Raw genomic sequence first — 20,758 nt, forward strand, 5'->3', positions numbered from 1 at the left:
GTACCTCCCCTCAGTGGTGATCTCCGATGATGGGCGGGCTCGGCGCGGAGGGCCGCGCCGAGCCCGGCGGGTCAGCCGACCTGCACCTGGTAGACGTCCACGGTCTGGTGGTGCGCGGGGTCATAGGCGTAGCCGGTGAGCCCCTTGCGGTGAACCGTCACGTACTGCGGGTTGGACATGTTGATCGAGGGGTGGTCGGCCGCGATGGTCTGCTGGGCCTCCTTGTAGAGGGCGCAGCGGGCCTCCTCATCCGTCAGCTTCTGAGCGTCCTCGACCAGCTTGTCGACCTTCGGGTTGTGGTAGCCGCCGCTGTTCTGCCCGTTGTTGATGAACTTCGAGTTGAACTGCAGGTGCAGCACGGAGTCCGGGTCCGGGTAGGGCGGAAAGCCGTAGATCATGCCGAGGTCGGGCGTGGTCTCGTTGCTCTTGAGCATCTCGACGTACTGCGGGTAGGTGACCGCCGACAGTTCGACCTTCACCCCGATCTTGGCGAGGTCGGACTGGAGCAGCGTGGCCGCCTGCTCCATCTCGGCGGTGGCCTTGAGGTAGCTCATCGTCAGCGTGACGTTCTTCAGCCCGGCGGCGTCCAGGATGCTCTTGGCCTTGTCCAGGTCGTAGCCCGCCTGCGCGACCGTGGGGTCGGCGCAGGCCATCGTGCTCGCCAGCACTCCGGCGGCCTTCTTGCCCGCACCCTTGAGGATGGCCGACTGGTGCTGGTCGTAGTCGTAGGCGTAGGTGATGGCCTCGCGCAGCGCCTTGTCGGCCGCCGGCGAGTCCTTCATCTTGAAGAAGACGTAGAGCTGCACGTTGGTGTCGGCCTTGTCCACCACATGGCCGCCGCTTTCGAGACCGGCCCAGTCGTTGGGGTCGATGTCCATCGCGATGTCCACGTCACCGTTGCTCAGCGCGGTCTTCTGGGTCGCCGCCTGCGGCAGGTAGCGGATCACCACGTCCTTGGCCTGCTTGGTGAAACCGCCCCAGTAACCGTCGTGCCGGGTGAACTTGGCCTCCTGGTTGGGGGTGTACCCGGTCAGCTTGTACGGCCCGGACCCCGCGCCGTTGGCCGCCAGCCACTGACGGCCGTCGTCGGAGCCGGCGTTGGCCTGGACGAGCTTGGAGTTGAGCAGGTAGACCCGCGACAGCGCACCCAGGAACGGCGCGTAGGGCTGCTTCAGACTGATCTTCAGATGGGTGTCGTCGACGGCCTCGGCGGAGTCGTAGGCGGTCATCAGCGACGCGACGCCCATCTGCAGCCTGCCGATCCGGTCCAGCGTGTACTTCACGTCGGTGGCCGTCAGCCTGGTGCCGTCGTGGAAGGTCACGTCGTCGCGGAGCGTCAGGTCGAGGGTCTTGCCGTCCTTGGAGAACGTCCACTCGGTGGCCACCGCGGGGGCGATCACGCCGCCCTTGGCGTACTTGACCAGGGTGTCGTAGGCGGGGATGGACACCTCGTCAACGGTCGAGTTGTCGGCCTGGACCGGGTCGAAGGTGGCCGGCGGCTCGTTCTCCGCGATGATCAGCGTCTGCTTGCGGACGTCGGAGCCGCCGGAGCCGCCGGGGGCGCCCGAGGTGCTCTGGCCGCAGGCCGCGAGGGCCAGCGCGCCGACGAGCACGACGGAGGTCAGGCCCAGCGTGCTCCTGCGGCCACGTGCCACCGGGGTGGCGGGGGGTCGGTGCACTGTCGTCTACCCTTCACTCTTGATTCGGGCGGCCCTGGCCGGCGTGGGCCGCCAGCCGTCGCCGTCCACGATCACGCCATAGGACTGCTCCGCGGCCTCGGCGCTGACGTAGCCGTCGAGCACATCGGCCACCACCGCGGCCGGGTCGCGGTCGAGGGGGTCGCCGTAGCCGCCGCCTCCGGCGGTCCGGTTCACGAACCGGTCGCCGGCCTTCATCGCGGCCCGGTACATGCCGACCCGCTTGGCCTGGTCGGTTTCCGGCCACAGCACCATCTCGCTGGGCTCGGGCTCCTGGCCGCCGTCCAGCGCCCAGGGCCGGGTCTTGCTCTTCTTCTTCATCGAGAGCACCTCGCCGTCGGCGAGGTAGCGGACCTGCCTGAGCACGCCGACGCCGCCACGGAACCGGCCGGCGCCGCCGGAGTCGGGAATCAGCTCCAGCCGCTCGTGGAACACGGTGGACTTGTGCTCCAGCACCTCGACCGGGGTGTTGCGGACGACGCTCTGGGAGGGGTGCTGCTGGGCGTTCGCGCCGTCACGGTCCTTGCGCGCGCCCCAGCCGATGCCCTCGTTGTTGCTGATCACGAAGTCCGCGCCGGTGCGCGGGTCGTGGCCGAGCGCCATGAAGCCCGGCTCGTCACCGCCGGAGGAGGCCGGGATCGAGTCCATCACCTGGGCCAGCGCCTTGTGGATCAGCTCGAACGCGACGATGGCGCTCCACTGGGTGAAGGTCGCGGCCGGGTAGACGGCGTGGAAGAAGTTGCCGGGATCGGCCTTGACCTCCAGCGCCCGGTAGTGCCCGGCGTTGGAGGGCTCCCTGGGCGTGGTCAGTTCCTTGAAGATGGCCTTGCCCAGGCTCTCGGTGGAGCCGATCGGCAGGTTGACCGGGCCCACCACCGCGCCGTCGGAGCCGTTGAAGTCGACCTCCATCCGGTCGCCGTCGATGGTGACCTTGACCTCCATCCGGATCAGGTCCTCGGTGATGCCGTCGTCGTCGCAGTAGTCGAAGGCAGTCCAGGTGCCGTTGGGCAGCGCGGCCAGGGCCTTTCTGGCGACCCGCTCGCCGTGCTCGATGACCTGCCTGATGGCCTGGTCGACGGTCGCACCGCCGAACTTCTCCCAGACCTGCGCCAGCCGGTTCTCGCCGGTACGCAGGGCGGCGAGCTGGGCGTGGAAGTCGCCGATGGTCAGGTCGGGCAGCCGGGAGTTGAACCGGATGAGCTCGACGATGTCGCGGACCACCTCGCCACGACTCACGATCTTGGTGCCGGGGAAGATGAGACCTTCCTGGTGCATGTCCGTGGAGTCCAGGACGTAGCCGGGGGACTTGGCGCCGAGGTCCATCCAGTGCGCGCGCACCGCGAGGTAGGCCGCGGGACCCTCGTGCCCGTCACGGAAGACCGGCGCGAAGAGCATCGCGTCGTAGGAGTGCGCGCCGCTCCAGTACGGGTAGTTCAGCAGGTAGACGTCGCCCGGTGCGAAGTTCTCCCGGCCGACGTACTCCACGCCCTTGACGATGGCGTGGTCGTTGGCACCGAGGAACGAGGTGATCCCCGCGGCCTCGGCGGTCAGCTCCAGGTCGGCGTTGTAGATCGAGATACCGAAGTCGAGCACCTCGTAGATCACCGGGTTGAAGGCCGCCCGCACCAGGGTGCGGCGCATCTGCTCGCCCACCGAGACCAGGTAGTTGCGGATCACCTCGACGGTCGCGCCGTCCAGACGCTCAGGGCTGTTCACAGGGTTCCTCCGGTACCGGTCACCAGCAGCTGTCCATAGGTGTCGACGGTGAGCCGCTGATCACCGAAGATCACCGTCGTCGAGGTGCCCTCCTCGACGATCGCCGGGCCGCTCACCTCGTGACCGGGCGCCAGGGTGGTCCGGTCGTAGACCGGGAACACGGCGATCTCGCCGTCCGCGACGTCGAAGGCGGGCCGTTCGCCGACCGCCGCGGGGGCGCCGGGCCCGGCGGGCGCCGGCTCGCGCAGCGCCGGCTTGGCCAGCCGTCCCACCGCCCGCACCCGCAGGGTGAGGATCTGCCCGGTGTCGGCCATCGCGTGGCCGTAGCGCGCCTCGTGCTGGGCGTTGAAACGGGCCAGCACGGTGGCTGCGGTGTCGCCGGGCTGCAGGTCGATGCCGAGGCTGTGCTCCTGGCCGTGGTAGCGGATGTCCAGCCTGCGGATCAGGGTGCGGTCCTCCGGCTTGATGCCCTGCGCGGACAGCACCTCGTCGCCCTGCGCCTCCAGGTCGGCGAACTCGCTCTCCAGGGCGGCCAGGCTGTCGTCGCCGAGGGAGCGCAGCACGGTGGCGGCGAACTCGTACTCCAGGTCGGACATCAGCATGCCGAAGGCGGAGAACGCGGCGGGCACCTGCGGGACGATCGTGGTGGCGATGCCCATCTCCCTGGCGAGCATCGGGCCGAGCAGCGGTCCGGCGCCGCCGATGGCCAGCAGCGCGAACTCGCGCGGATCCAGCGCCCGCTCCACGGTGATCTCACGCAGCGCGCCGACCATGCGGGCCAGCAGCACCCGGAGGACGCTCGCGGCGGCCTGGTTCACGCTCACCCCGAGGGGAACGGCCAGCTTGGCCTCGATCGCGGCGCGGGCCGCGTCCGCGTCGATGGACATGTCGCCGCCGAGGAACGCGGCGGGGTCCAGGTAGCCGAGCACCAGCGCGGCGTCGGTGACGGTCGGCTCGGTGCCGCCCGCGCCGTACGCCACCGGCCCCGGCACGGCACCGGCGCTGTGCGGACCGACCTTGAGCAGCCCCTCGTCGATCCAGGCGATCGAGCCGCCGCCCGCGCCCACGGTACGGATGTCGAAGATCGGGATGAGCAGCGGGAAGCCGTCGATGCCCGCCTCGTGCACCTCGCCGGGCTCGCCGTCCTCGATGACGCAGCAGTCCACGCTGGTGCCGCCGACGTCGAAGGAGATCAACTTGGGCAGCCGCTGCTCGCGGGCCAGGAAGGAGGCGCCCACCACTCCCCCGGCGGGGCCGGACAGCACGGTCATCAGCGGGGCGCGGCGGGCCAGTTCCGCGGTCATCGCGCCGCCGCCCGAGCGCATGATGTGCAGCGGGTGGGTGAGCCCCGCCTCGGTCAGCCTGGCCTCCAGGGTGCCGATGTAGTCGCTCAGCACCGGCCTGATGTAGGCGTCCAGGGTGACGGTGCTGGTCCGCTCGTACTCGCGGTACTCGCGGGTGATGTCGGTGGAGACCGAGATCGACACGTCCGGGTAGAGCTCGCGCAGGATGCGCGCGGCCCGCCGCTCGTGCTCGGGGTTGGCGTAGGAGTGCAGGAAGCAGATGGCCAGTGAGGCCAGTCCCTGCTCCTCGACCAGGATCCGGCCGGCCTCGCGCACGGCGTCCTCGTCCAGGTCCTGCAGCACGTCGCCCTGCGCGTCGATCCGGCAGGGTACGCCGATCCGCCGGCGGCGCGGCACCAACGGCGGCGGCGGGGCGTAGGAGAAGTCGTACATGTGCTGGCCGGGGACGTTGGCGCGGGCGATCTCCAGCAGGTCCCTGAAGCCCTCGTTGGTGATGATGCCGAGGTTCGCGCCGCGGCGCTGCAGGATCGCGTTCAGGCCGAGCGTGGTGCCGTGCACGAACGCCTCCACCCCGTCCAGCCGGGTGGCGAGACCGCCCACCGCGTCCAGGACGCCCTGCTCGGGGGCACCGGGGGTGGTCGAGGCCTTGTGCAGCCGGATCTGCCCGGTCTCCTCGTCGTAGGCGATCGCGTCGACGAACGTGCCGCCGATGTCCACGGCGAACCGGGTACGTCCGGCCGGAGTGTCGGGGGAATTCACAGGGCACCTCCAGGGACCTGCTGCGGGGCGGGGACGACCGGCAGGTCGTCGCGGACGATCCGGCCGGCCTGCATGACGAAGGGGATCCGGCGCAGCGCGGAGACGTCGCTCAGCGGGTCGCGCTCGGTGACGATCAGGTCGGCGAGGTAGCCCTCCTCGACGGCACCGGCCTGGCCGGCCAGCCCGACCAGGCGCGCGGCCTCGGAGGTGCCGGCCCGTACCGCCTGGATGGGGCTGAGGCCCGCGTCGGTGAGGAACTCCATCTCGCGGACCGCCACGACGGTGTCCTCGATGGGCTCGCCCGGCGGGTAGTCGGTGCCGGCGAGCATGGTGATGCCCGGCGCGCCGGGGTCGTCCGGGTCGGCGATGCCGGCCGCGACCGCCCGCCGGATGCTGGCCAGGTGGCCGGGGCCGACCTCCACCGCCCGCTCGATCTGCCAGGGCGTGAAGCTGTGCTCGGCCATCCAGTCGGGGCAGCGGGTGACGCACAGGGTCGGGGTGAGGAACACCCTCCGGTCCGCCATCTGCCTGGCCGTGTCGTCGTCCAGGTCGTAGGCGTGCTCGTAGCCGCGGACTCCGGCGGCGAGCGCCTCGCGGATCGCCGAGCCGGCGCCGGCGTGCGCGGTCACGTAACTGCCGTGCTCCTCGGCGGCGCGGACCACGGCCCGCATCTCCTCTGCGGTCATCTGCGCGCCGGTGAACGACTCTCCCTGGTGGGCGATGCCGCCGGTGATGAAGATCTTGAGCAGGTCGGCGCCCGCGTCCAGCTCCTGCCTGGCCGCGCGCAGGAAGCCGTCGTGCCCGTCGGCGTAGGAGCAGTCGGCGCCCTTGCCGTGGCCGCCGGTGGTGGAGATGGCCCGGCCCGCTCCGACGATCCGTGGCGCGGCCACCCAGCCCTGGTCCGCGGCGGTGCGCACCAGCAGGTCGGCGCGGTTCTGCTCGTGCACGCAGCGGATCGTGGTGACCCCCGCGACCAGGGCGTCCTGCGCCCGGGACAGCGCGCGCAGCGCGGTCAGCCCGGGGTTCTCCGACTCGTCGGTGGCGGAGAAGGGGTAGAGCACCGACAGGTGGGTGTGCACCGAGATCAGGCCGGGCATCAGGTACCTGCCGCCCAGCTCGACGATCCGAGCTCCCGGGGGCGGGGCGTCCGCCGTGATCTTCTCGATCCGGCCGGCCGCGACGAGCACGTTGACGTTCCTGCGGATCCGTCCTGATCGGACGTCCACGACGTGCCCACCGGTCAGCCAGAGGGTCTCGGGCTCCGACGTGGGCCGCAGCCGAGGTGATGTCAGCACCGCTTGCTCCTTCTGTCCTGGTGGTTTTCCTGTTCGGGGCCGTTGTCTTCCTGGCTCCACTGCTCCATCAGCCGGCCGGGGCCGAGGTCGGAGACGTCGACCGGCGGCGGCTTCCCCTCGATCAGGCAGCGCAGCGTCTCCCCCCACAGCGGGGCGAAGGTGAAGGCGTAGGTGCCTCCGGCCACGTAGAACCCGGGGGCGCCGGGCACCTCGCCGATCACCGGCATCTCGTCGGGCGTGGCCGCGAGCGGCCCGGCCCACATCCGCAGCAGCCGCAGGTCCCGGATGAACGGCAGCACCCGGACCGCCAGCGCGACGTTGCCCACCAGGCTGTCCAGGCTGGCGTCGCTCCGGCCGGCCAGGTCCATGCTCAGGGCCGGCCAGCCGCCGCCGATCAGCAGGTTGCCCGCGGTGACCTGCTTCACCGACAGTCCCTCGCCGATGTGCTGGACCAGGTGGGACATGGTGGCCGACGAGCGCACGGTGGCGTGCATCTGGATCGCCACCGGTGTCATCCGCAGCGTGATCCCGGCCATGGCCGCGATCTCCCCCAGCCAGGGCCCCGCGACGTCGACCACCACGGGGGTGTCCACCACCCGCTCGGCGGCGCCGCGCCCGGCGACCACCCGCCAGCCGTCGCCGTTGCGGGTGATCCGCCGGACCGGCGCGAACGCCACGGTCCGGCCGCCGTGCCTGGTCGCCGAGTCCAGGTAGGCGGGGGTGACCTTCAGCGGGTTGGCGTAGCCGTCCAGGTCACACCAGGTGGCGGCGGCCACCGTCGGTCCGAGCAGGGGCAGCGCGGCCCGCGCGGCGTCCCCGTCGAGGATCTCGGTGTGGATCCCGGCGGCGGCCTCCCAGCCGTGCTTGTCGCGCAGCTCCTGGTACTGCTCCTCGGTCTCGGCGATGGTGAAGCCACCGGTGCGGCGGACCTCCACCGAGGTTTCCAGCTCCTCCTCCAGCGTCTCCCACCGGTCGCTCGCGGCGCGCTGCAGCGGCAGGAACCGCGCGCTGTCCAGCGGCACCGCCTGACCGGGGCGCTTGGTGTGCACGGCCTGCATGTGCAGGTTGCCGGCGGTGGTGCCGGAGCCCTCCCTGCCGGGGGCGCCGCGTTCGAGTACGAGCACCCGATGGCCGCTGCGGGCCAGGTGGCTGGCCACCGAGGCGCCGAGCACCCCGGCTCCCACGATCACCGCGTCCGCGGTCCGCGTGCTCATGCGTCGCCTTTCTGCGATTCCGGTCCGGCCAGCTCCAGCAGCGTGGCGAGGGGGACGGGGCGCACCGGCAGCCGGGAGGGGAAGATCTCCACCCGGGACTCGCCGTCGCCCACGCCCCGGCCGGGCATGACGGACCGGACCAGTCCGGCGACCGCGAACCCGCACTCCCGGCCCTGGCAGGGGCCCATTCCCGCGCGGGTCCAGGCTTTGGTCGCGTTGAGGTCGCAGTCGGCGCTTCCCGCGGCGGTGGTGCGGATCTCCTCCGCGCGGACCGCCTCACACCGGCAGACCACGGTGTCGGCGGGCAGCGCGGGCGCCAGCGTGGCGAGCAGCGCCGCCGGGCCGGGGTAGAGGGAGTCGGTCAGTGCGGTGAAACGTGCCAAACGGCGTCTGGCCGACATCATCCGCCGGGCCTCGGACACCGGTACGGCCGAGCGGCCCTCACGGGTCAGGATGTCGTGCGCGGCGGCGAGCCCTCTGGCCTTCGCCGCGTGCACCCCGCCGATTCCCGCCGCCTCGCCCACCACGTACACATCGGCCCGGGAGGCGCGTCCCGCCGCGCCGGTCACCGGCACCGCGTCCCCGCTCGCCACGTCGACCCGTACCTGGCAGCCCAGCATGCGGGCCAGGTCGGTCTGGGGACGGAAGCCGTACCCGACGCAGAGCGCGTCCACCTCGACGGTACGGACCGGACGCGCGGGCCTGGCCGCGGCGGCGAGGGTCACCGAGGAGACCCGGTCGCGGCCGTCGGCGCGGAGCACGACGGTCTCCTGCCAGATCGGCACCCGGGCGCGGGCCAGCCGCGCGGCGTAGGAGGCCAGCTCGCGCAGTCGCGCGGGGTGGCCGAGCGTGCCCAGCGCCCGCAGGCTCGGCCGGTACGGCCTGCCCGCCTCGGCGATTCCCGCCACGCTCACGCCGAGTTCGATCAGCGAGCAGGCGACCGGCAGCAGGAACGGCCCTGAACCGGCCAGGACCACCCGGTCTCCGACGGTGGTGTGGTCGCTCGCGGCCAGGTGCTGGGCGAAGCCCGGGGTGGTCACTCCGGGAAGCTGCCAGCCGGGGAAGGGAAACACCCGCTCGAAGGCGCCGGTCGCCAGCACGAGGTAGCGGGCGCGCAACCGCACCGGATGCTCGGCGTCGTCGGAGGCGAGCAGCGTGCGCCCGTCGTCCTCCACGCCCCAGACCAGATGGCCGGTGCGGCACTCGGCGCCGGCCGCGCGCACCTGGGCGATCAGCCGGCCGCCCTCGGGCCGGTGGTCGCCCCACTGCCTCGCCACCGCAGGCGCGGGCCGCCGGTAGTACTGCCCGCCCAGTTCCGGCTGCTCGTCGAGGATCGTCACGGCCAGACCGGCGGAGGCAAGCCGGGCCGCGGCGCTGAGCCCCGCGGGACCGCCGCCGACGATCACGACATCCCGTTCGACGACCTCGCCGTACGTGGCCGCGCTGTGCTCAGCGGTCATGCGGAGCCTCCCCCTCTGTGGCCGTCTCGACCCGCATGCCGGCATAGATCTTGGTGATGCAGGCGCGGACCCCCGGACGACCGTCCACGGTCACCTCGCACTCGAAGCACACGCCCATCCCGCAGAACGGGCCGCGAAGGTCGCCGCCCACCGGATTGCGCCGCAGGCTCCACCGCCGCTCGCCGACGAGAACCGCGGCGAGGCTGATGCCGTCGACGGCCTGCACGGAGTCGCCGTCGACGACGATCTCCGTTTGCGGAGCCCGGCCCGGCCCGGCACGCCGGCCGGTGCGGCCCTGCGCCGTTGTCATCGCCCGGCCCGCCCCGAGACGGTGTCCGCGTTGTCCCCGGAAAGGGCTTCGACCAGGCCGGACTCCTTCAGCACGGCGCCGATCGCGTCAAGCCTCTCCGGGTCCGTGATCGGCAGGAGCGGCGGGCGGACGTGCCCGCCCGGCTGGCCGAGCATCGCCATGGCTGCCTTGAGCTGGGCGATGGGCGTGCCGTACACGCCGCTGTAGTCGGGGTTGATCAGCCGGGAGGAGAGCCCCGCGTACCGGTCGACCCAGCCGCGCGCCGCCTGGCGATCTTTTGCCGCGACCGCCTCGTAGTAGGGGACGGCGAACGGGGCACCCATGCCGCCACCGTCGATGTTCCCGTCCCCGCCCAGTTCCAGCAGGACGGCGAGGCCCCGCCGGTGCAGGAAGCTGCCGAACACCCGGACCCGGTCGCCGACCTCCTCAACCGTGCCGAGCATCCGCAGCCAGTCACCGGTGCTGTCCTTGATGGCCACCACGTTGTCCAGGTCTGCCAGTCTCGACATCAGCCCGGGGTGGGCGGAGATGTCGACGGCCACCCCGCGCGGCCAGTTGTAGACCATGAACGGCAGCTCCGTCGCGGAGCTGACCTGCCGGTAGAAGGCGAGGATGTCCCGAGGCCCCGGGTGCGCGTACGGCGGGGGCGTGGCGAGCACGCCGTCCGCGCCCGCCTCGGCGGCGTGCCGCGCGAACTCGATCGCCTCTGCGGCGGTGTAGGCCGTGACGCCGACGACCACCGGGACCCTGCCGGAGAGCTCGGACACCGCGATCTCGGCGACCCGGCGGCGCTCGGCCGCGCTCTGGCTGAACCACTCACCGGTGCTCCCGTTGACCAGGACTCCGTGCACGCCCTGGGCGGCGTAGAGCCGGAGCAGCGCACGCCACGCGTCCTCGTCCAGCCCGCCTTCGCTGGTGAAAGGGGTGGGCGCGGCCGGCCAGTAGCCGTGCCAGGTGACGTCGTCGCGGTCCATGGAACCCCCGGGGATCAATGTTGTAGTCATTTTTTGGGATCGCTTGCATTAGGTTGCAGTACTCAGGAGATTCAGGTCAAGGCCGAAATGTGTTTTTAACCTGGCTAAATTTCCCAGCACCGCACCAAGTGTTCGCGATCTTGTGGCAAAATTTCCCCCCGGATGGGATCGATCCCAGGAAGAAGGACAATGGCGATCACGCTGAAGGACGTCGCCGCCGCAGCCGGGGTGTCACGCAGCACGGCCTCCCGCGCACTGAGCGGCTCACCGCTGATCGCCCCGGAGACCCGGGTGGCGGTGAAGGAGGTCGCGGACCGGATGGGCTACCGCCCCAACCGCGCGGCCAGCGCACTGCGTTCCAAGCAGTCCCATGTCGTGGGACTGGTGCTGAACAACCTCATCAACGCGTCCTTCCACACCATCGCCGAGGTCGTGCAGCGTCGCGCCGCGGCCGAGGGATACCAGGTGATGCTCTGCATCACCGACGCGGACCCGCGGCGGGAGGAGTCCTTCCTCAGGACCCTCGCCGCGCACGGGGTGGACGGGCTGATCATGATAGGCACGGGCAGGAACACGGCCATGGCCAACGCGCTGCTCGCCGAGGGCATCGGGGTCGTCAACGTCATCCGCGCCGCCACCGAGAGCGCCGCGCCGTCGGTGCTCGCCTCCGACCGCGAGGGCGCCCACGCGGCCACCTCACACCTGCTCGACCTGGGTCACGAGCGGATCGGCTTCATCGGCGGCCTGCTGAGCGCCAACTCCGGACTGGAGCGGTTCGCCGGCTACGAGCAGGCACTGAGGGAACGCGGCCGTCAGGTCGACGAGTCACTCGTCGAACGCGGACCGTTCGACTCCGCCTTCGGCGCCGAGGCGACGGAGCGGCTGCTGCGCCGCAACCCGGAGATGACGGCGCTGTTCGCCGCGAACCACGAGGCCGTGTTCGGCATGCTGCCCACACTCGTCGGTGCGGGCATCGTCATTCCCGAGCAGCTCTCGCTGATCTGCTACGAGGACATCCCCTGGCTGCGCTGGTGGCAGCCTCCCATCACCGTCGTCGACAACGGGGCCCACGAGCTCGGGGATCTCGCCATGAACCTCCTGCTCCAGCAGATCGAACGGACCGACCGGTCGACGGCCCCGGCCCAGAGGGGCCGGGCAGGCCGGGCCTACCGGGTGGGCGCCCAGCTCGTCCTGCGCTCCTCCTGCGCGAAGCCTGCCACGACCACGCGGTGAACGTCCTGCGTCCGGTGGGTGGCGTCCGGTGGGTAGCGTCCGGTGGGTGGCGTCCGGTGGGTGGCGTCCGGTGGGTGGCGCTCACGCCGGACAGGCGACAGGGCCGTCACCGTCAGGACCCGCGCCCGGTGCCACGAGCCCTCCGGGAGGTGCTCAGCAGGAGTACGGCGCGGATTGAGCGCGGCCCTCGCCGGCACCGAGGTGGACGGCGTGGACAGGAGGGCCGGGTCGTTTTACAGTTCGGGGGTGCGCTGATCGCGGGTTTCCCAGTGAGGCTGTGGCATGCCAAAACGGTTGCTCTACGTTCCCACGCACCGGCGCTGTCCCGAGGCCATCGTCTCGTATCTGGACGAGAGCCTGTTCCTCGCCCGCGAGTACGGGGAGGAGATCCCCTTCCTGCTCGTCGAGTCGTTTCCGGCCGACTGGATCCCCGAACATGCCGAGTTGCTCGGGCGGCTCAGCGTCGAGCGGTCCGCGCGGGCCTTCCATCTGATACCGGAGGGGCGGCGAGCCTACGTACGGGCGCTGGTGGAAGCGGCGGCCGATGAACCGGCGGATCGGGATCGGCTGGAAAGGCTCCTGATCCCGGAGGGGGTCTCGTACGGGGCGGGGCCGAACATCGCGGCGTTGGTCGCGGTGGCACTCGACGCCCAGGTACTGCTGCGCCGGGACTCCGACACGCGCCCGATGCCGCGCGGGGAGGTCCTCGCGTTTCCCGGAGAGCTGGAACTGCGCGCGCTGGCCGGACAGGGGGTGTATTTCGTCGCCAGCACCTACGTGGGAGATCCGCCGCTGGACCGGCGCGACCTGCTGTCGGCCGGACCGGAGTTCATGCGCCGTATCGAGCGCCAGGTCAAACCCGGCCTGAGCGATCGGGAGATCGACGAGCTGCTCCGCGAGTACCTGGTCGACGAGCCGGCCCGCGGCTACGACTCCGATTTCGTCACCCCCGACCGGCCTGGAAGCGTGGAGATGGGCGTCTCCTGCGTCAAGGAGATCTTCCGTACGGTGCCGGAGATGCCGCTCACCGAGATGCTCGGATCGGACTTCATCCAGCGGAACCTGCTGCTGGCCGTCGGATATCCGGTGCTGTTCCACTCCCGGAAGGTCTACCACCGCTACGACGAGACCCGGCGCGGGCGCTCCGACTTCTCGGCCGCGGTCCGCTACGCGGTACGGGACCTGCGTTACCTGCTGTTCTGGCGGATCTGGAGCGAGCTGGCCGCTCGGGTGGCCGCGCGTCCCGAGGACTTCTGGCGCCCGCCGGGAGAGGTCGACGCGAAACGGTTCGGCGCCACGACGCGGCAGGCGGTCGCCAGACAGGCTCCTTCGCTCCCCGGCCTCGCGGCGGAGTTCGGCGCGACGCACCTGGCCGCGGCGGCGGAGACCCGCGGCGACGTCGCGGCGCGGCTGAACGCGATCGGCACGGCCGCGCTCGACGGTGCCGACCGTCATGTCGCGGAGATCGTGGACGGGTTCGCCGACTACTGTTTCCTGCTGGAGCACTGGCCCGGCCTGGTCACCGCCGCGTCCCGGTCGGCCGGTCTGGTCCGGGCCCTGGCCCTGGTGGGAGAGGACCGGCTCGGATGACCGACGGCAGGCCGCGCAACAGCGGTCAGGAGGTGCCGCACTCGGCCGCCTTCCGGCGGCAGGTCGCCAACGCGGTCAGGGCTGCCGAGTTCGAGGCTCGGGAGTTCGCCGGAGTACCGGTCTTCCACGACCAGCCCAACCTGCTGGAGGCCAGCATCCGTGCCGTCGACCCGGCGCTGGGGTGCTGGGTGGAGCTCGGATTCGGCAGCGCGGAGAGCGCCCTGCAGATCAGGGCCATCGCCGCACGGGCCGGACTCGCCATGACGCTGCACGGATTCGACTCGTTCGAGGGGTTGCCCGAGGACTGGGGAGGTGAGGCGAAGAAGCACGACTACCGGTTCGCCAGGCCCCACCTGGACCTGCCGGACATCCGGGTGCACGAGGGCTGGTTCCACGAGTCGATCCCGAGGGCACTGCCGGAGCTGGCCGGACGGATCGGCTTCGTCCACGTCGACTGCGACCTGTACTCCTCGACGCGCACCGCGTTCGAACTGCTCGGCGAACGTCTCGGGCCCGGGACGGTCATCCAGTTCGACGAGTACTGGAATTACCTTGAGGCCGAGGACGGAGAGCTGAGGGCGTTCCGCGAGTTCCTCACCAAACGGGACCTGGGCTTCCGCTATCTCGGCTACAACGCGAACTACATGCAGGCGAGCGTGCTGTTAGAGACCTGAGATCAGCTCCCTGAGCTCCGCCTCGCGGGGTGAGCCCACCTGGTGGAACCGGTCGGCGGCCAGCCGCCACTGCCCGGCGGCGGCCCCGGTGTCGCCCGCCGCCGCCCGGGTGTCGCCAAGCAGGGTGAGAATCCGGGCCTGCGCCAGCGCGTCGTCGGCTTCGGCCGCGATCCGCAGCGCCTGGTCGAGCCGGGTGACCGCCTCGGTGAGGCGGCCCGCGTCGGCCGCCACGGCGCCGAGCCCCGCGGTGGCCTCCGCCTCGCCGCGCCGCTGCCCGTACTCGACGAACGGCGGCAGCGCCCGCGCGAACGCCGCCTCGGCCTCGTCGATCTCACCCCGGTCGCGGTGCGCCCAGCCAAGCCTGACCAGCGCGTCGGATTCGGTCAGCTTCGCTCCCTGCTCGCGTGCGATCTCCAGCACCTGCCGGTAGAACCCGGCGGCCAGGTCAGCGTGTCCGCGTACCCGCTGGACGTCCCCGATCGCGGTCAGCGCGTAGCTCTCCCCACTGCGGTCGTGGAACTCACGCTGCATGACCAGTGACCGCTCCGCCTGGGCCATGGCCTCGTCGAGCCGCCCCAGCTGGAGGTAGCTCATCGCGAGATGGGTGTGGGTGTACGCCACGCCGGTCAGGTCGTCGATCCCGGCCCAGGCCGGCAGTGCCCGTTCGAAATAGGCGGTCGCCTCGACCATCCGGCCTCGATCCAGGCAGACCTCACCCATCCCGTTGAGCATGAAGGCGCTCAGCAGCGTGCTGTCCAGGTCCGTCGCGATGGCCAGGCCCGCCTCGTAGCAGGCGATGGCCTGGGCCGGGCGGCCCTGGTCCCGGTAGACGTTCCCGAGGTTGCGCAGGATGCACGCCTCGCCCCGCCGGTTGCCCGCCAGCCTCGCCGCCTCCAGCGCCAGCTCGTGGGTCGCCGCCCATTCGGCCCAGCGGGCGAGCACCCGGAAATGGTAGTGCAGCGGATCGGCGAGTTCCCAGGTCAGGTCCCACAGCCGGTGCTCGTAGGCCTGCCCGACGGCGGCGACGATGCCCGCCTCCTCGGTGACGAACCAGTCCATCGGCCGGTGGCCGACCAGGACGTCGGCGTCGAGGTCGCGAGGCAGCCAGAGCCTCGCCCGGGGAGCCAGGGCGTCTCGTTTACTGTTCGGCGACATCAGGTAGAGGGCGCGTTTGGACAGCGCCAGATACCCGCCCAGAACACGTTCCATGGCCTCGTCCGCAGGGCCGTGGTCACGCAGCCGTTCCTGGGCGAACGAGCGCAGCAGGTCGTGGAAGCGGAAGCGGAGCTGCCCCACCGCGTCCTCGCCGACCGCCTCCAGGAGCTGGACATCGGCCAGTCGCTCGATGAGCTCCTCCGCGGCCGCCAGGTCGGAGTCGAGCGCCGCCGCGAGCACCCAGGGGGCGAAGTCGGGTGCTCTGACCAGGCCGAGCAGCCGGAACGCCGACTGCTCCTCCGCACTCAGGGCCGCATAGCTCAGGGAGAACGAGGCGCGCACGCTGAGATCACCAACTTTCAGCTCTTCGAGGCGGCGGTGCTCGTCCTCCAGCCGGGTGAGCATCCGGGCCAGCCGCCAGTGCGGCCGGACCGCCAGTCTGGCCCCGGTGATCCGGACCGCGAGCGGGAGGTGGCCGCAGAGCCGTACCAGCCGCTCGGCGGCCTCCGCCTCGGCATCGACCCGAGCCGGACCGACGATCTTCCTCAGCAGTTCGAGCGCCGCCTCGTGCGTCAGCACGTCCAGGTCGAAGCCTCGGGCGCCCTCCAGCGTGGGAAGGCGCTCGCGGCTCGTGATCAGTGCCGCGCAGCCGGGCATGCCGGGCAGCAGCGGCCGGAGCTGGGCGGCGGACGCGGCGTTGTCGAGAACGACGAGCACCCGCCTGCCGTCCAGCAGCCCCCGGTAGAAGGCGGCGCGTTCGGCCACCTCCGGCGGGATCGCCGGGCCCTGCACACCGAACGCGCGCAGGAACCCGGCGAGGACGTCCGAGGGGTCGAGGGATTCGGCTTCCGCGCCTCTGAGGTTCACGTACAACTGGCCGTCGGGGAAAAGGTCCCGGAGCCGGTGCGCCAGCCGTACCGCGAGGGCGGTCTTACCGACCCCGCCCATGCCCGAGATCGCACTCAGTATCACCGTGTCCTCGGCTCCGGCGAGCCAGGAGCGCAGGGTCTCCAACGCCTCTTCGCGTCCGGTGAAGTCCGCGAGGTCGGCGGGGAGCTGGTAGAGCCCCGCGGTGACGGTGAACGGCTGGTCCAGATGCTGATGGATGATCAGGTCTCGTCCGGCGACGTAGAGGTCGCGTCCTGCGTGCATCTCGGGCATCGCACCTGCCGCATCGGGAAGAAGTCCAGAGTGACACCAGGATTATCCCCGAGGGGAGCCCGATGACGAAGGCGATTGTCACCAATGTTTCCCGCCACGACGGAGCGCACGTCCTCGAAGCGCGTTACGGCGACTGGAGGATCACCGTTCACCTGCGTCCGGACACCGGGCCGGTGACGGCTTCCGAGCTCGCGGAGCCGCTCGGGGCCGTGGCCGCGGCCCTGGCGGCGGCACCGGCGGCGGCACCGGCGGCGGACCCGCCCTGGAGCGACGCCGAGGACGCGGCGCTGGTACGCGCCTTCGACGCCTCCTACGACCTCGACGCGGTGGCCGCGCGCCTGGGACGGCCTGCCCGGAGCGTACGGCAACGGCTGACGCTCTTCGGCAGGCTGCCCGCGATGGATCCGGTGACCGGCCGGACGATCGAACCGGCGGATGACCGTACCGACCTCTGACACCGCCGACGCCGCCAACGCCGCCGACGCCACTGCCGCCGACGTCCGCGGTCAGTGCGGCCGGCGTTCGATCAGGGTCCCGTTCACCACCATGGCGTCGAGGTCGGCCTCCTGGAACACCGCCATCGCCTCGGCCGGGGTCTCGACGATCGGCTCACCGCGGATGTTGAGCGAGGTGTTCAGAAGCACCGGGGGCGCGCCGAGGCCGGCGAACTCCGCCAGCAGCCGGCCGAGCGACGGGTTGTCTTCCGGGGCCAGAGTCTGGACCCGGGCCGTGCCGTCCACATGGCATACGCCGGCGAGCGTCTTTCTGTGCTCCGGCCGGATGGGCCAGGCGAACTGCATCCAGGGTGAGGCGCAGTCGGCGTCGAAGTAGTCCCCGGCCGCCGCCGCGAGGACCACCGGGGCGAGCGGCCGGAACCACTCGCGGTGTTTGATATGGCTGTTGATCCGCCGTGCGACGTCGGCGCGCCGGGGGTCGGCGAGGATGCTGCGGTGGCCGAGCGCACGCGGTCCGAACTCCGAGCGCCCTTCGAACCAGCCGACCACCCCGCCCCGGTCGAGCAACTCGGCCGTGCGGCGCAGGACCCGGTCGTCGATCTCCTCCGTACCGTAGCTTCGCCCCCGGTATGGACCGACGGGGAAGCGCGTGGTCAAGGCCGGCGGGTCGAGTTCGAGCGCGGCGAGGATCGCCGCACCGAGCGCCGTTCCGTCATCGCCGGGGGCGTAGACCACGTGGACCCGTTCGAACGGGGTGTTCTTTATGATCTTTCCGTTGAACGCGCAGTTCAGCGCGACCCCCCCGGCCAGGCACAGGTTGGGACAGCCGGTCACCCGCCAGGCGTGGGCCAGCACGTGCAGCAGGATCCGCTCCAGGACCCACTGACCGGCGAAGGCGATGCTCGCGTCGGTCTCGAACCCGCCGGACACCCGATCCGCGCGGATCCGGCGGATCCGCGCGACCACGCCGTACGGTCCCTCCAGCGCGATGGTGAAGCGTCCGTCCGGCAACAGGTCGACGGCCTCCATGAGCTCGCCGGTGAACCGGTCGTCACCGTAGGGCGCGAGGGCCATCGCCTTGCCGGCCTGCATGAAGGCGAAGCCGATCCCCTCGGTGACCGCCCGGTAGAGGTCACCGAGCGAGTTGGACATCAGCGCCGTCAGGTCGTTGGACGACGCGGCGCCCCGCTTGGCCCCCACCACCTGGCCGAGCGGGGTGAGCTCGTTGCCCCGGCCCAGCATCCAGGTGGTCGTCTCCCGCTCGTGCCGGTCTGCGGCTCCCGGTCCGACGACGCTTCCGGCTCCGTCCACGACCAGCACCACGGCCTCCTCGAAAGGGCTGGTGAAGAAGGTGCTCGCGGCGTGCGACCGGTGGTGGTTGACCCAGCGGATCGAGATCTCGGGTTCCCAGCCGCGCAGCGGGGTGAGCATGTCGTTCGCGGCGAAGGCACGGATGTCCTCGGCCCTCAGGCCCGCCGCGTCCAGGCAGTAGGCGAGGGAGGCCCGGCAGGGGTCGGGGTCCAGCAGCGCGTAGCGGACCCGGCTGAGCCTCTCGTCCTCGATCGCGATGCTGCCGCCGTCCTCGGTGATCAGCCAGGTGGCGAAGTCGTGAATGGACCCGCCGAACCCTACGACACCCGTCATTCTTTCTCCTTCGTTAGGTCTCGGCGCTGCCGGCCCACGGGTTGCACAGATGGACGATGAGGATCGCGATCGCCCAGCGGTCGGGCATCACCGAGGCGGCGCCCAGCGCCACCGGCGGGGCCGCCCACTGGTACAGCCGTGCCGTGTCCGTGGCGACGAGGAGCTGGGCGTAGGCGAGGATCACGGTGACGACGAGCATGGGCACGACGCGCGCGTCGGTGACGAGCAGCGCGAGCAGCCCGGCCCCCCAGGGCGTCAGCATCGTCAGCGGGTCGAACCACCTTCCGGCGTGGTAGAGGCTGCCCGCCCGCCAGGGATCTCGCATCAGCTCGGACTGCCCGAAGTGGTCCTCGCCGACGGTGCCGGTCAGCCGGCGGATCAACGGGGCGGCGAGGCCGACCAGGGGCAGCCAGTGCCAGGCGAAACAGGCGGCGAACAGCGGAGCCGACTCCTTGACGCACCCGGCGACGAGGGCCGCGAGCAGGGCTGGGAACCAGAGCTCGCGCTGGAGGAGGATCGCCGAGCCGAGAGCCCAGGCGAGGGCCGTCCCGTCGACGAGCACCGGCCAGCGGAGCTGGATCCGCCAGATTCCCGGCATGCCGCATATCAACAGGCCGCCGACCACCCGCAGGCGCGCGTCGGGGATCCAGGGCTCCATCCATACGGTGACCAGCGGCGGCAGCGCCACCAGGTGCGCGGTCGTGCACCAGCGCCATCGGCGTGCGGAGTCCCCGCACAGCGCGGGCAGCAGCCAGCGCAGCATGAACGGCAGCGCGACCGGCTGCCCGGCTCCGGCCCGCAGGTAGCGGCGGCCATCGGGACAGACGGCCCGCACCGGCCGGTTGATCAGGCTCAGCCCGAGCAGTACCAGGGAGAGACCGAGCGACCACAGCGCCGCGCTCACGGATCACCGCACCGCTCGCACCACCAGCAACCGGTGGCGTACGGGGTGGGTCCCAGCGGCGCGGGACGGTCGCACCGGGATCTCAGCCGCACCGGGGAGGTCTCCGGGGTCTCGATGGCCAGCATGGTCTCCATGACGTGTCCGACGAACCCGCCGGTCAGCCGCTGTTCGGTCAGGCCTCGCAGGGCGTGCGCCATGTCGACGACTCCGATCCCGCGTCCCCCCGGCGCGTCCGCCGGATAGGGCACGGTCGTCCATCTCGATGATCGGGCCGTCTTCAGCCGGACCTTGCCGGTGTAGAAGTTCGGGTCGGGGATCGCGAGGGTCCCCTCCGTCCCGAAGATCTCCAGATGCGGGATCCGGGTTCCCCACACCTCGAAACTCGTCGTCAGGGTGGCGACGGCCCCGGTTTCGAACTCCAGGAGGGCCGCCAGGTGGGTCGGCACATCCGCGAGGAAGGTCTCCCCGGCGCGCGGTCCGGTGTCGATCGACCGCCTCGGTGCGGGCCGGCGGTGCGCGCCGACGACGTCGCGCACCGGGCCGAGCAGTCCGACCAGCATGCTCAGGTAGTAGACGCCCATGTCCAGCAGCGGTCCCGCGCCGGGCTGGTAGAAGACCTCGGGCGTGGGACAGCTCCGTTCGTGTCCGGGGGTCAGGAGTGCCGCCGCCGCGCCCAGCGGATGTCCGATCAGACCCTGGTCGATCGCGCGGCGGGCGGCCTGGGCGGCGGCCCCGAGTACGGTGTCGGGCGCGCCGCCCAGCATCGCGCCACCCGGCATCGCGCCACCCGCCGGGGCCGTGGCCAGCAGTTCGTCCAGCTCCGCGGCCGAGGCGGCGAGCGGTTTCTCGGTGTAGACGGACTTACCGGCCTCCAGCGCCTGACGGGTGATCCCGGCGTGCCACCGCGGCGGGGTCAGGTTGATCACCAGCTCGATCGAGGCGTCCCGCAGCGTCTCGGGCAGGGAGGCCGGTACGGCCCGCGCGCAGGACGCGGCCAGCTGCCGGGCTCGCTCGGGGATCGAGTCGCAGCAGGCGACGATGTCGATGATCGGCGCCCTGGTCAGGGTCCTCAGATATTTGGCGGAGACGTTCCCGCAGCCGACGACGGCGCACCTGACAGGGGGAACCGGCATGTCTGCCTCGCGTGAGTGGGTCGGTACCGTCATGGCGAATCGCTGAAGGCTCTGCTCTTATTAGAGGAGAAGGCTGGAGA

Annotated in this window: 16 protein-coding genes; 4 read left to right on the forward strand and 12 right to left on the reverse strand. The window is 71.4% G+C overall.

The window, feature by feature from the left end:
• Positions 1–71: 71 nt before the first annotated feature.
• From OIE13_RS19940 to OIE13_RS19975, 8 genes are read right to left on the reverse strand one after another with little or no spacing between them, the layout of a single operon-like run.
• The gene (locus tag OIE13_RS19940; RefSeq protein ID WP_326637643.1) at positions 72–1,679 is read right to left on the reverse strand and encodes an ABC transporter substrate-binding protein; all 1,608 of its coding nucleotides are present in this window, start codon (positions 1,677–1,679) and stop codon (positions 72–74) included.
• Between the two features lie 6 nt (positions 1,680–1,685).
• On the reverse strand, positions 1,686–3,413 hold the full coding sequence (locus OIE13_RS19945) for a hydantoinase B/oxoprolinase family protein (RefSeq protein ID WP_326828535.1): 1,728 nt from the start codon (positions 3,411–3,413) through the stop codon (positions 1,686–1,688).
• Complete coding sequence (locus OIE13_RS19950) at positions 3,410–5,476, reverse strand: hydantoinase/oxoprolinase family protein (protein ID WP_326637641.1); 2,067 nt, start codon at positions 5,474–5,476, stop codon at positions 3,410–3,412. The genes OIE13_RS19945 and OIE13_RS19950 overlap by 4 nt, the downstream gene beginning before the upstream one ends.
• Entirely contained in the window at positions 5,473–6,771 is a 1,299-nt protein-coding gene (locus tag OIE13_RS19955) for an amidohydrolase family protein (RefSeq protein ID WP_326828536.1), read from the reverse strand. Before OIE13_RS19955 ends, OIE13_RS19950 begins: the two co-directional genes overlap by 4 nt.
• A complete protein-coding gene (locus OIE13_RS19960; RefSeq protein WP_326637637.1) occupies positions 6,765–7,985 on the reverse strand; it encodes an NAD(P)/FAD-dependent oxidoreductase in 1,221 nt (406 codons plus the stop codon). The genes OIE13_RS19955 and OIE13_RS19960 overlap by 7 nt, the downstream gene beginning before the upstream one ends.
• A complete protein-coding gene (locus OIE13_RS19965) occupies positions 7,982–9,445 on the reverse strand; it encodes an FAD/NAD(P)-dependent oxidoreductase (RefSeq protein ID WP_326828537.1) in 1,464 nt (487 codons plus the stop codon). Before OIE13_RS19965 ends, OIE13_RS19960 begins: the two co-directional genes overlap by 4 nt.
• Positions 9,435–9,755, reverse strand: a complete 321-nt coding sequence (locus OIE13_RS19970; RefSeq protein ID WP_326637635.1) for a (2Fe-2S)-binding protein — start codon at positions 9,753–9,755, stop codon at positions 9,435–9,437. The genes OIE13_RS19965 and OIE13_RS19970 overlap by 11 nt, the downstream gene beginning before the upstream one ends.
• Entirely contained in the window at positions 9,752–10,729 is a 978-nt protein-coding gene (locus tag OIE13_RS19975; protein WP_326637633.1) for a dihydrodipicolinate synthase family protein, read from the reverse strand. Before OIE13_RS19975 ends, OIE13_RS19970 begins: the two co-directional genes overlap by 4 nt.
• A 189-nt stretch (positions 10,730–10,918) precedes the next feature.
• Between OIE13_RS19975 and OIE13_RS19980 the strand changes: the two genes are divergently transcribed.
• The 3 genes from OIE13_RS19980 to OIE13_RS19990 all read left to right on the forward strand — a co-directional run bounded on the left by OIE13_RS19980 (position 10,919) and on the right by OIE13_RS19990 (position 14,226).
• Positions 10,919–11,962, forward strand: coding sequence for a LacI family DNA-binding transcriptional regulator (locus tag OIE13_RS19980; RefSeq protein WP_326637632.1), 1,044 nt, complete (start codon positions 10,919–10,921; stop codon positions 11,960–11,962).
• Positions 11,963–12,244: 282 nt separating this feature from the next.
• A complete protein-coding gene (locus OIE13_RS19985; protein ID WP_326637630.1) occupies positions 12,245–13,552 on the forward strand; it encodes a DUF6271 family protein in 1,308 nt (435 codons plus the stop codon).
• The gene (locus OIE13_RS19990) at positions 13,549–14,226 is read left to right on the forward strand and encodes a class I SAM-dependent methyltransferase (RefSeq protein WP_326637629.1); all 678 of its coding nucleotides are present in this window, start codon (positions 13,549–13,551) and stop codon (positions 14,224–14,226) included. The genes OIE13_RS19985 and OIE13_RS19990 overlap by 4 nt, the downstream gene beginning before the upstream one ends.
• On the opposite strand, the gene OIE13_RS19995 is transcribed toward OIE13_RS19990, so the two are convergent.
• Positions 14,215–16,542, reverse strand: a complete 2,328-nt coding sequence (locus OIE13_RS19995; protein WP_326828538.1) for an ATP-binding protein — start codon at positions 16,540–16,542, stop codon at positions 14,215–14,217. The genes OIE13_RS19990 and OIE13_RS19995 overlap by 12 nt on opposite strands.
• Positions 16,543–16,604: 62 nt before the next feature.
• Between OIE13_RS19995 and OIE13_RS20000 the strand changes: the two genes are divergently transcribed.
• Complete coding sequence (locus tag OIE13_RS20000) at positions 16,605–16,997, forward strand: hypothetical protein (protein ID WP_326637626.1); 393 nt, start codon at positions 16,605–16,607, stop codon at positions 16,995–16,997.
• Between the two features lie 51 nt (positions 16,998–17,048).
• On the opposite strand, the gene OIE13_RS20005 is transcribed toward OIE13_RS20000, so the two are convergent.
• The 3 genes from OIE13_RS20005 to OIE13_RS20015 are packed head-to-tail and all read right to left on the reverse strand — an operon-like array spanning position 17,049 to position 20,678.
• A complete protein-coding gene (locus OIE13_RS20005) occupies positions 17,049–18,641 on the reverse strand; it encodes a carbamoyltransferase C-terminal domain-containing protein (protein ID WP_326828539.1) in 1,593 nt (530 codons plus the stop codon).
• 13 nt (positions 18,642–18,654) lie between these two features.
• Positions 18,655–19,545 (reverse strand): hypothetical protein, encoded by an 891-nt coding sequence (locus OIE13_RS20010; protein WP_326637623.1) that lies wholly within the window; start codon positions 19,543–19,545, stop codon positions 18,655–18,657.
• The gene (locus tag OIE13_RS20015; protein WP_326828540.1) at positions 19,542–20,678 is read right to left on the reverse strand and encodes a Gfo/Idh/MocA family protein; all 1,137 of its coding nucleotides are present in this window, start codon (positions 20,676–20,678) and stop codon (positions 19,542–19,544) included. The genes OIE13_RS20010 and OIE13_RS20015 overlap by 4 nt, the downstream gene beginning before the upstream one ends.
• Between the last annotated feature and the right edge of the window lie 80 nt (positions 20,679–20,758).

The sequence above is a fragment of the Streptosporangium sp. NBC_01810 genome (assembly GCF_035917355.1).
Classification (GTDB): domain Bacteria; phylum Actinomycetota; class Actinomycetes; order Streptosporangiales; family Streptosporangiaceae; genus Streptosporangium.

Bases quoted from the DNA above. Each gene is read 5' to 3' on its own strand.
- OIE13_RS20015 (WP_326828540.1), bottom strand. From the start codon at position 20,678: ATGCCGGTTCCCCCTGTCAGGTGCGCCGTCGTCGGCTGCGGGAACGTC.
- OIE13_RS19980 (WP_326637632.1), top strand. From the start codon at position 10,919: ATGGCGATCACGCTGAAGGACGTCGCCGCCGCAGCCGGGGTGTCACGC.
- OIE13_RS19970 (WP_326637635.1), bottom strand. From the start codon at position 9,755: ATGACAACGGCGCAGGGCCGCACCGGCCGGCGTGCCGGGCCGGGCCGG.
- OIE13_RS19975 (WP_326637633.1), bottom strand. From the start codon at position 10,729: ATGGACCGCGACGACGTCACCTGGCACGGCTACTGGCCGGCCGCGCCC.
- OIE13_RS20005 (WP_326828539.1), bottom strand. From the start codon at position 18,641: ATGACGGGTGTCGTAGGGTTCGGCGGGTCCATTCACGACTTCGCCACC.
- OIE13_RS19960 (WP_326637637.1), bottom strand. From the start codon at position 7,985: ATGAGCACGCGGACCGCGGACGCGGTGATCGTGGGAGCCGGGGTGCTC.
- OIE13_RS19990 (WP_326637629.1), top strand. From the start codon at position 13,549: ATGACCGACGGCAGGCCGCGCAACAGCGGTCAGGAGGTGCCGCACTCG.
- OIE13_RS19965 (WP_326828537.1), bottom strand. From the start codon at position 9,445: ATGACCGCTGAGCACAGCGCGGCCACGTACGGCGAGGTCGTCGAACGG.
- OIE13_RS19985 (WP_326637630.1), top strand. From the start codon at position 12,245: ATGCCAAAACGGTTGCTCTACGTTCCCACGCACCGGCGCTGTCCCGAG.
- OIE13_RS19995 (WP_326828538.1), bottom strand. From the start codon at position 16,542: ATGCCCGAGATGCACGCAGGACGCGACCTCTACGTCGCCGGACGAGAC.
- OIE13_RS20000 (WP_326637626.1), top strand. From the start codon at position 16,605: ATGACGAAGGCGATTGTCACCAATGTTTCCCGCCACGACGGAGCGCAC.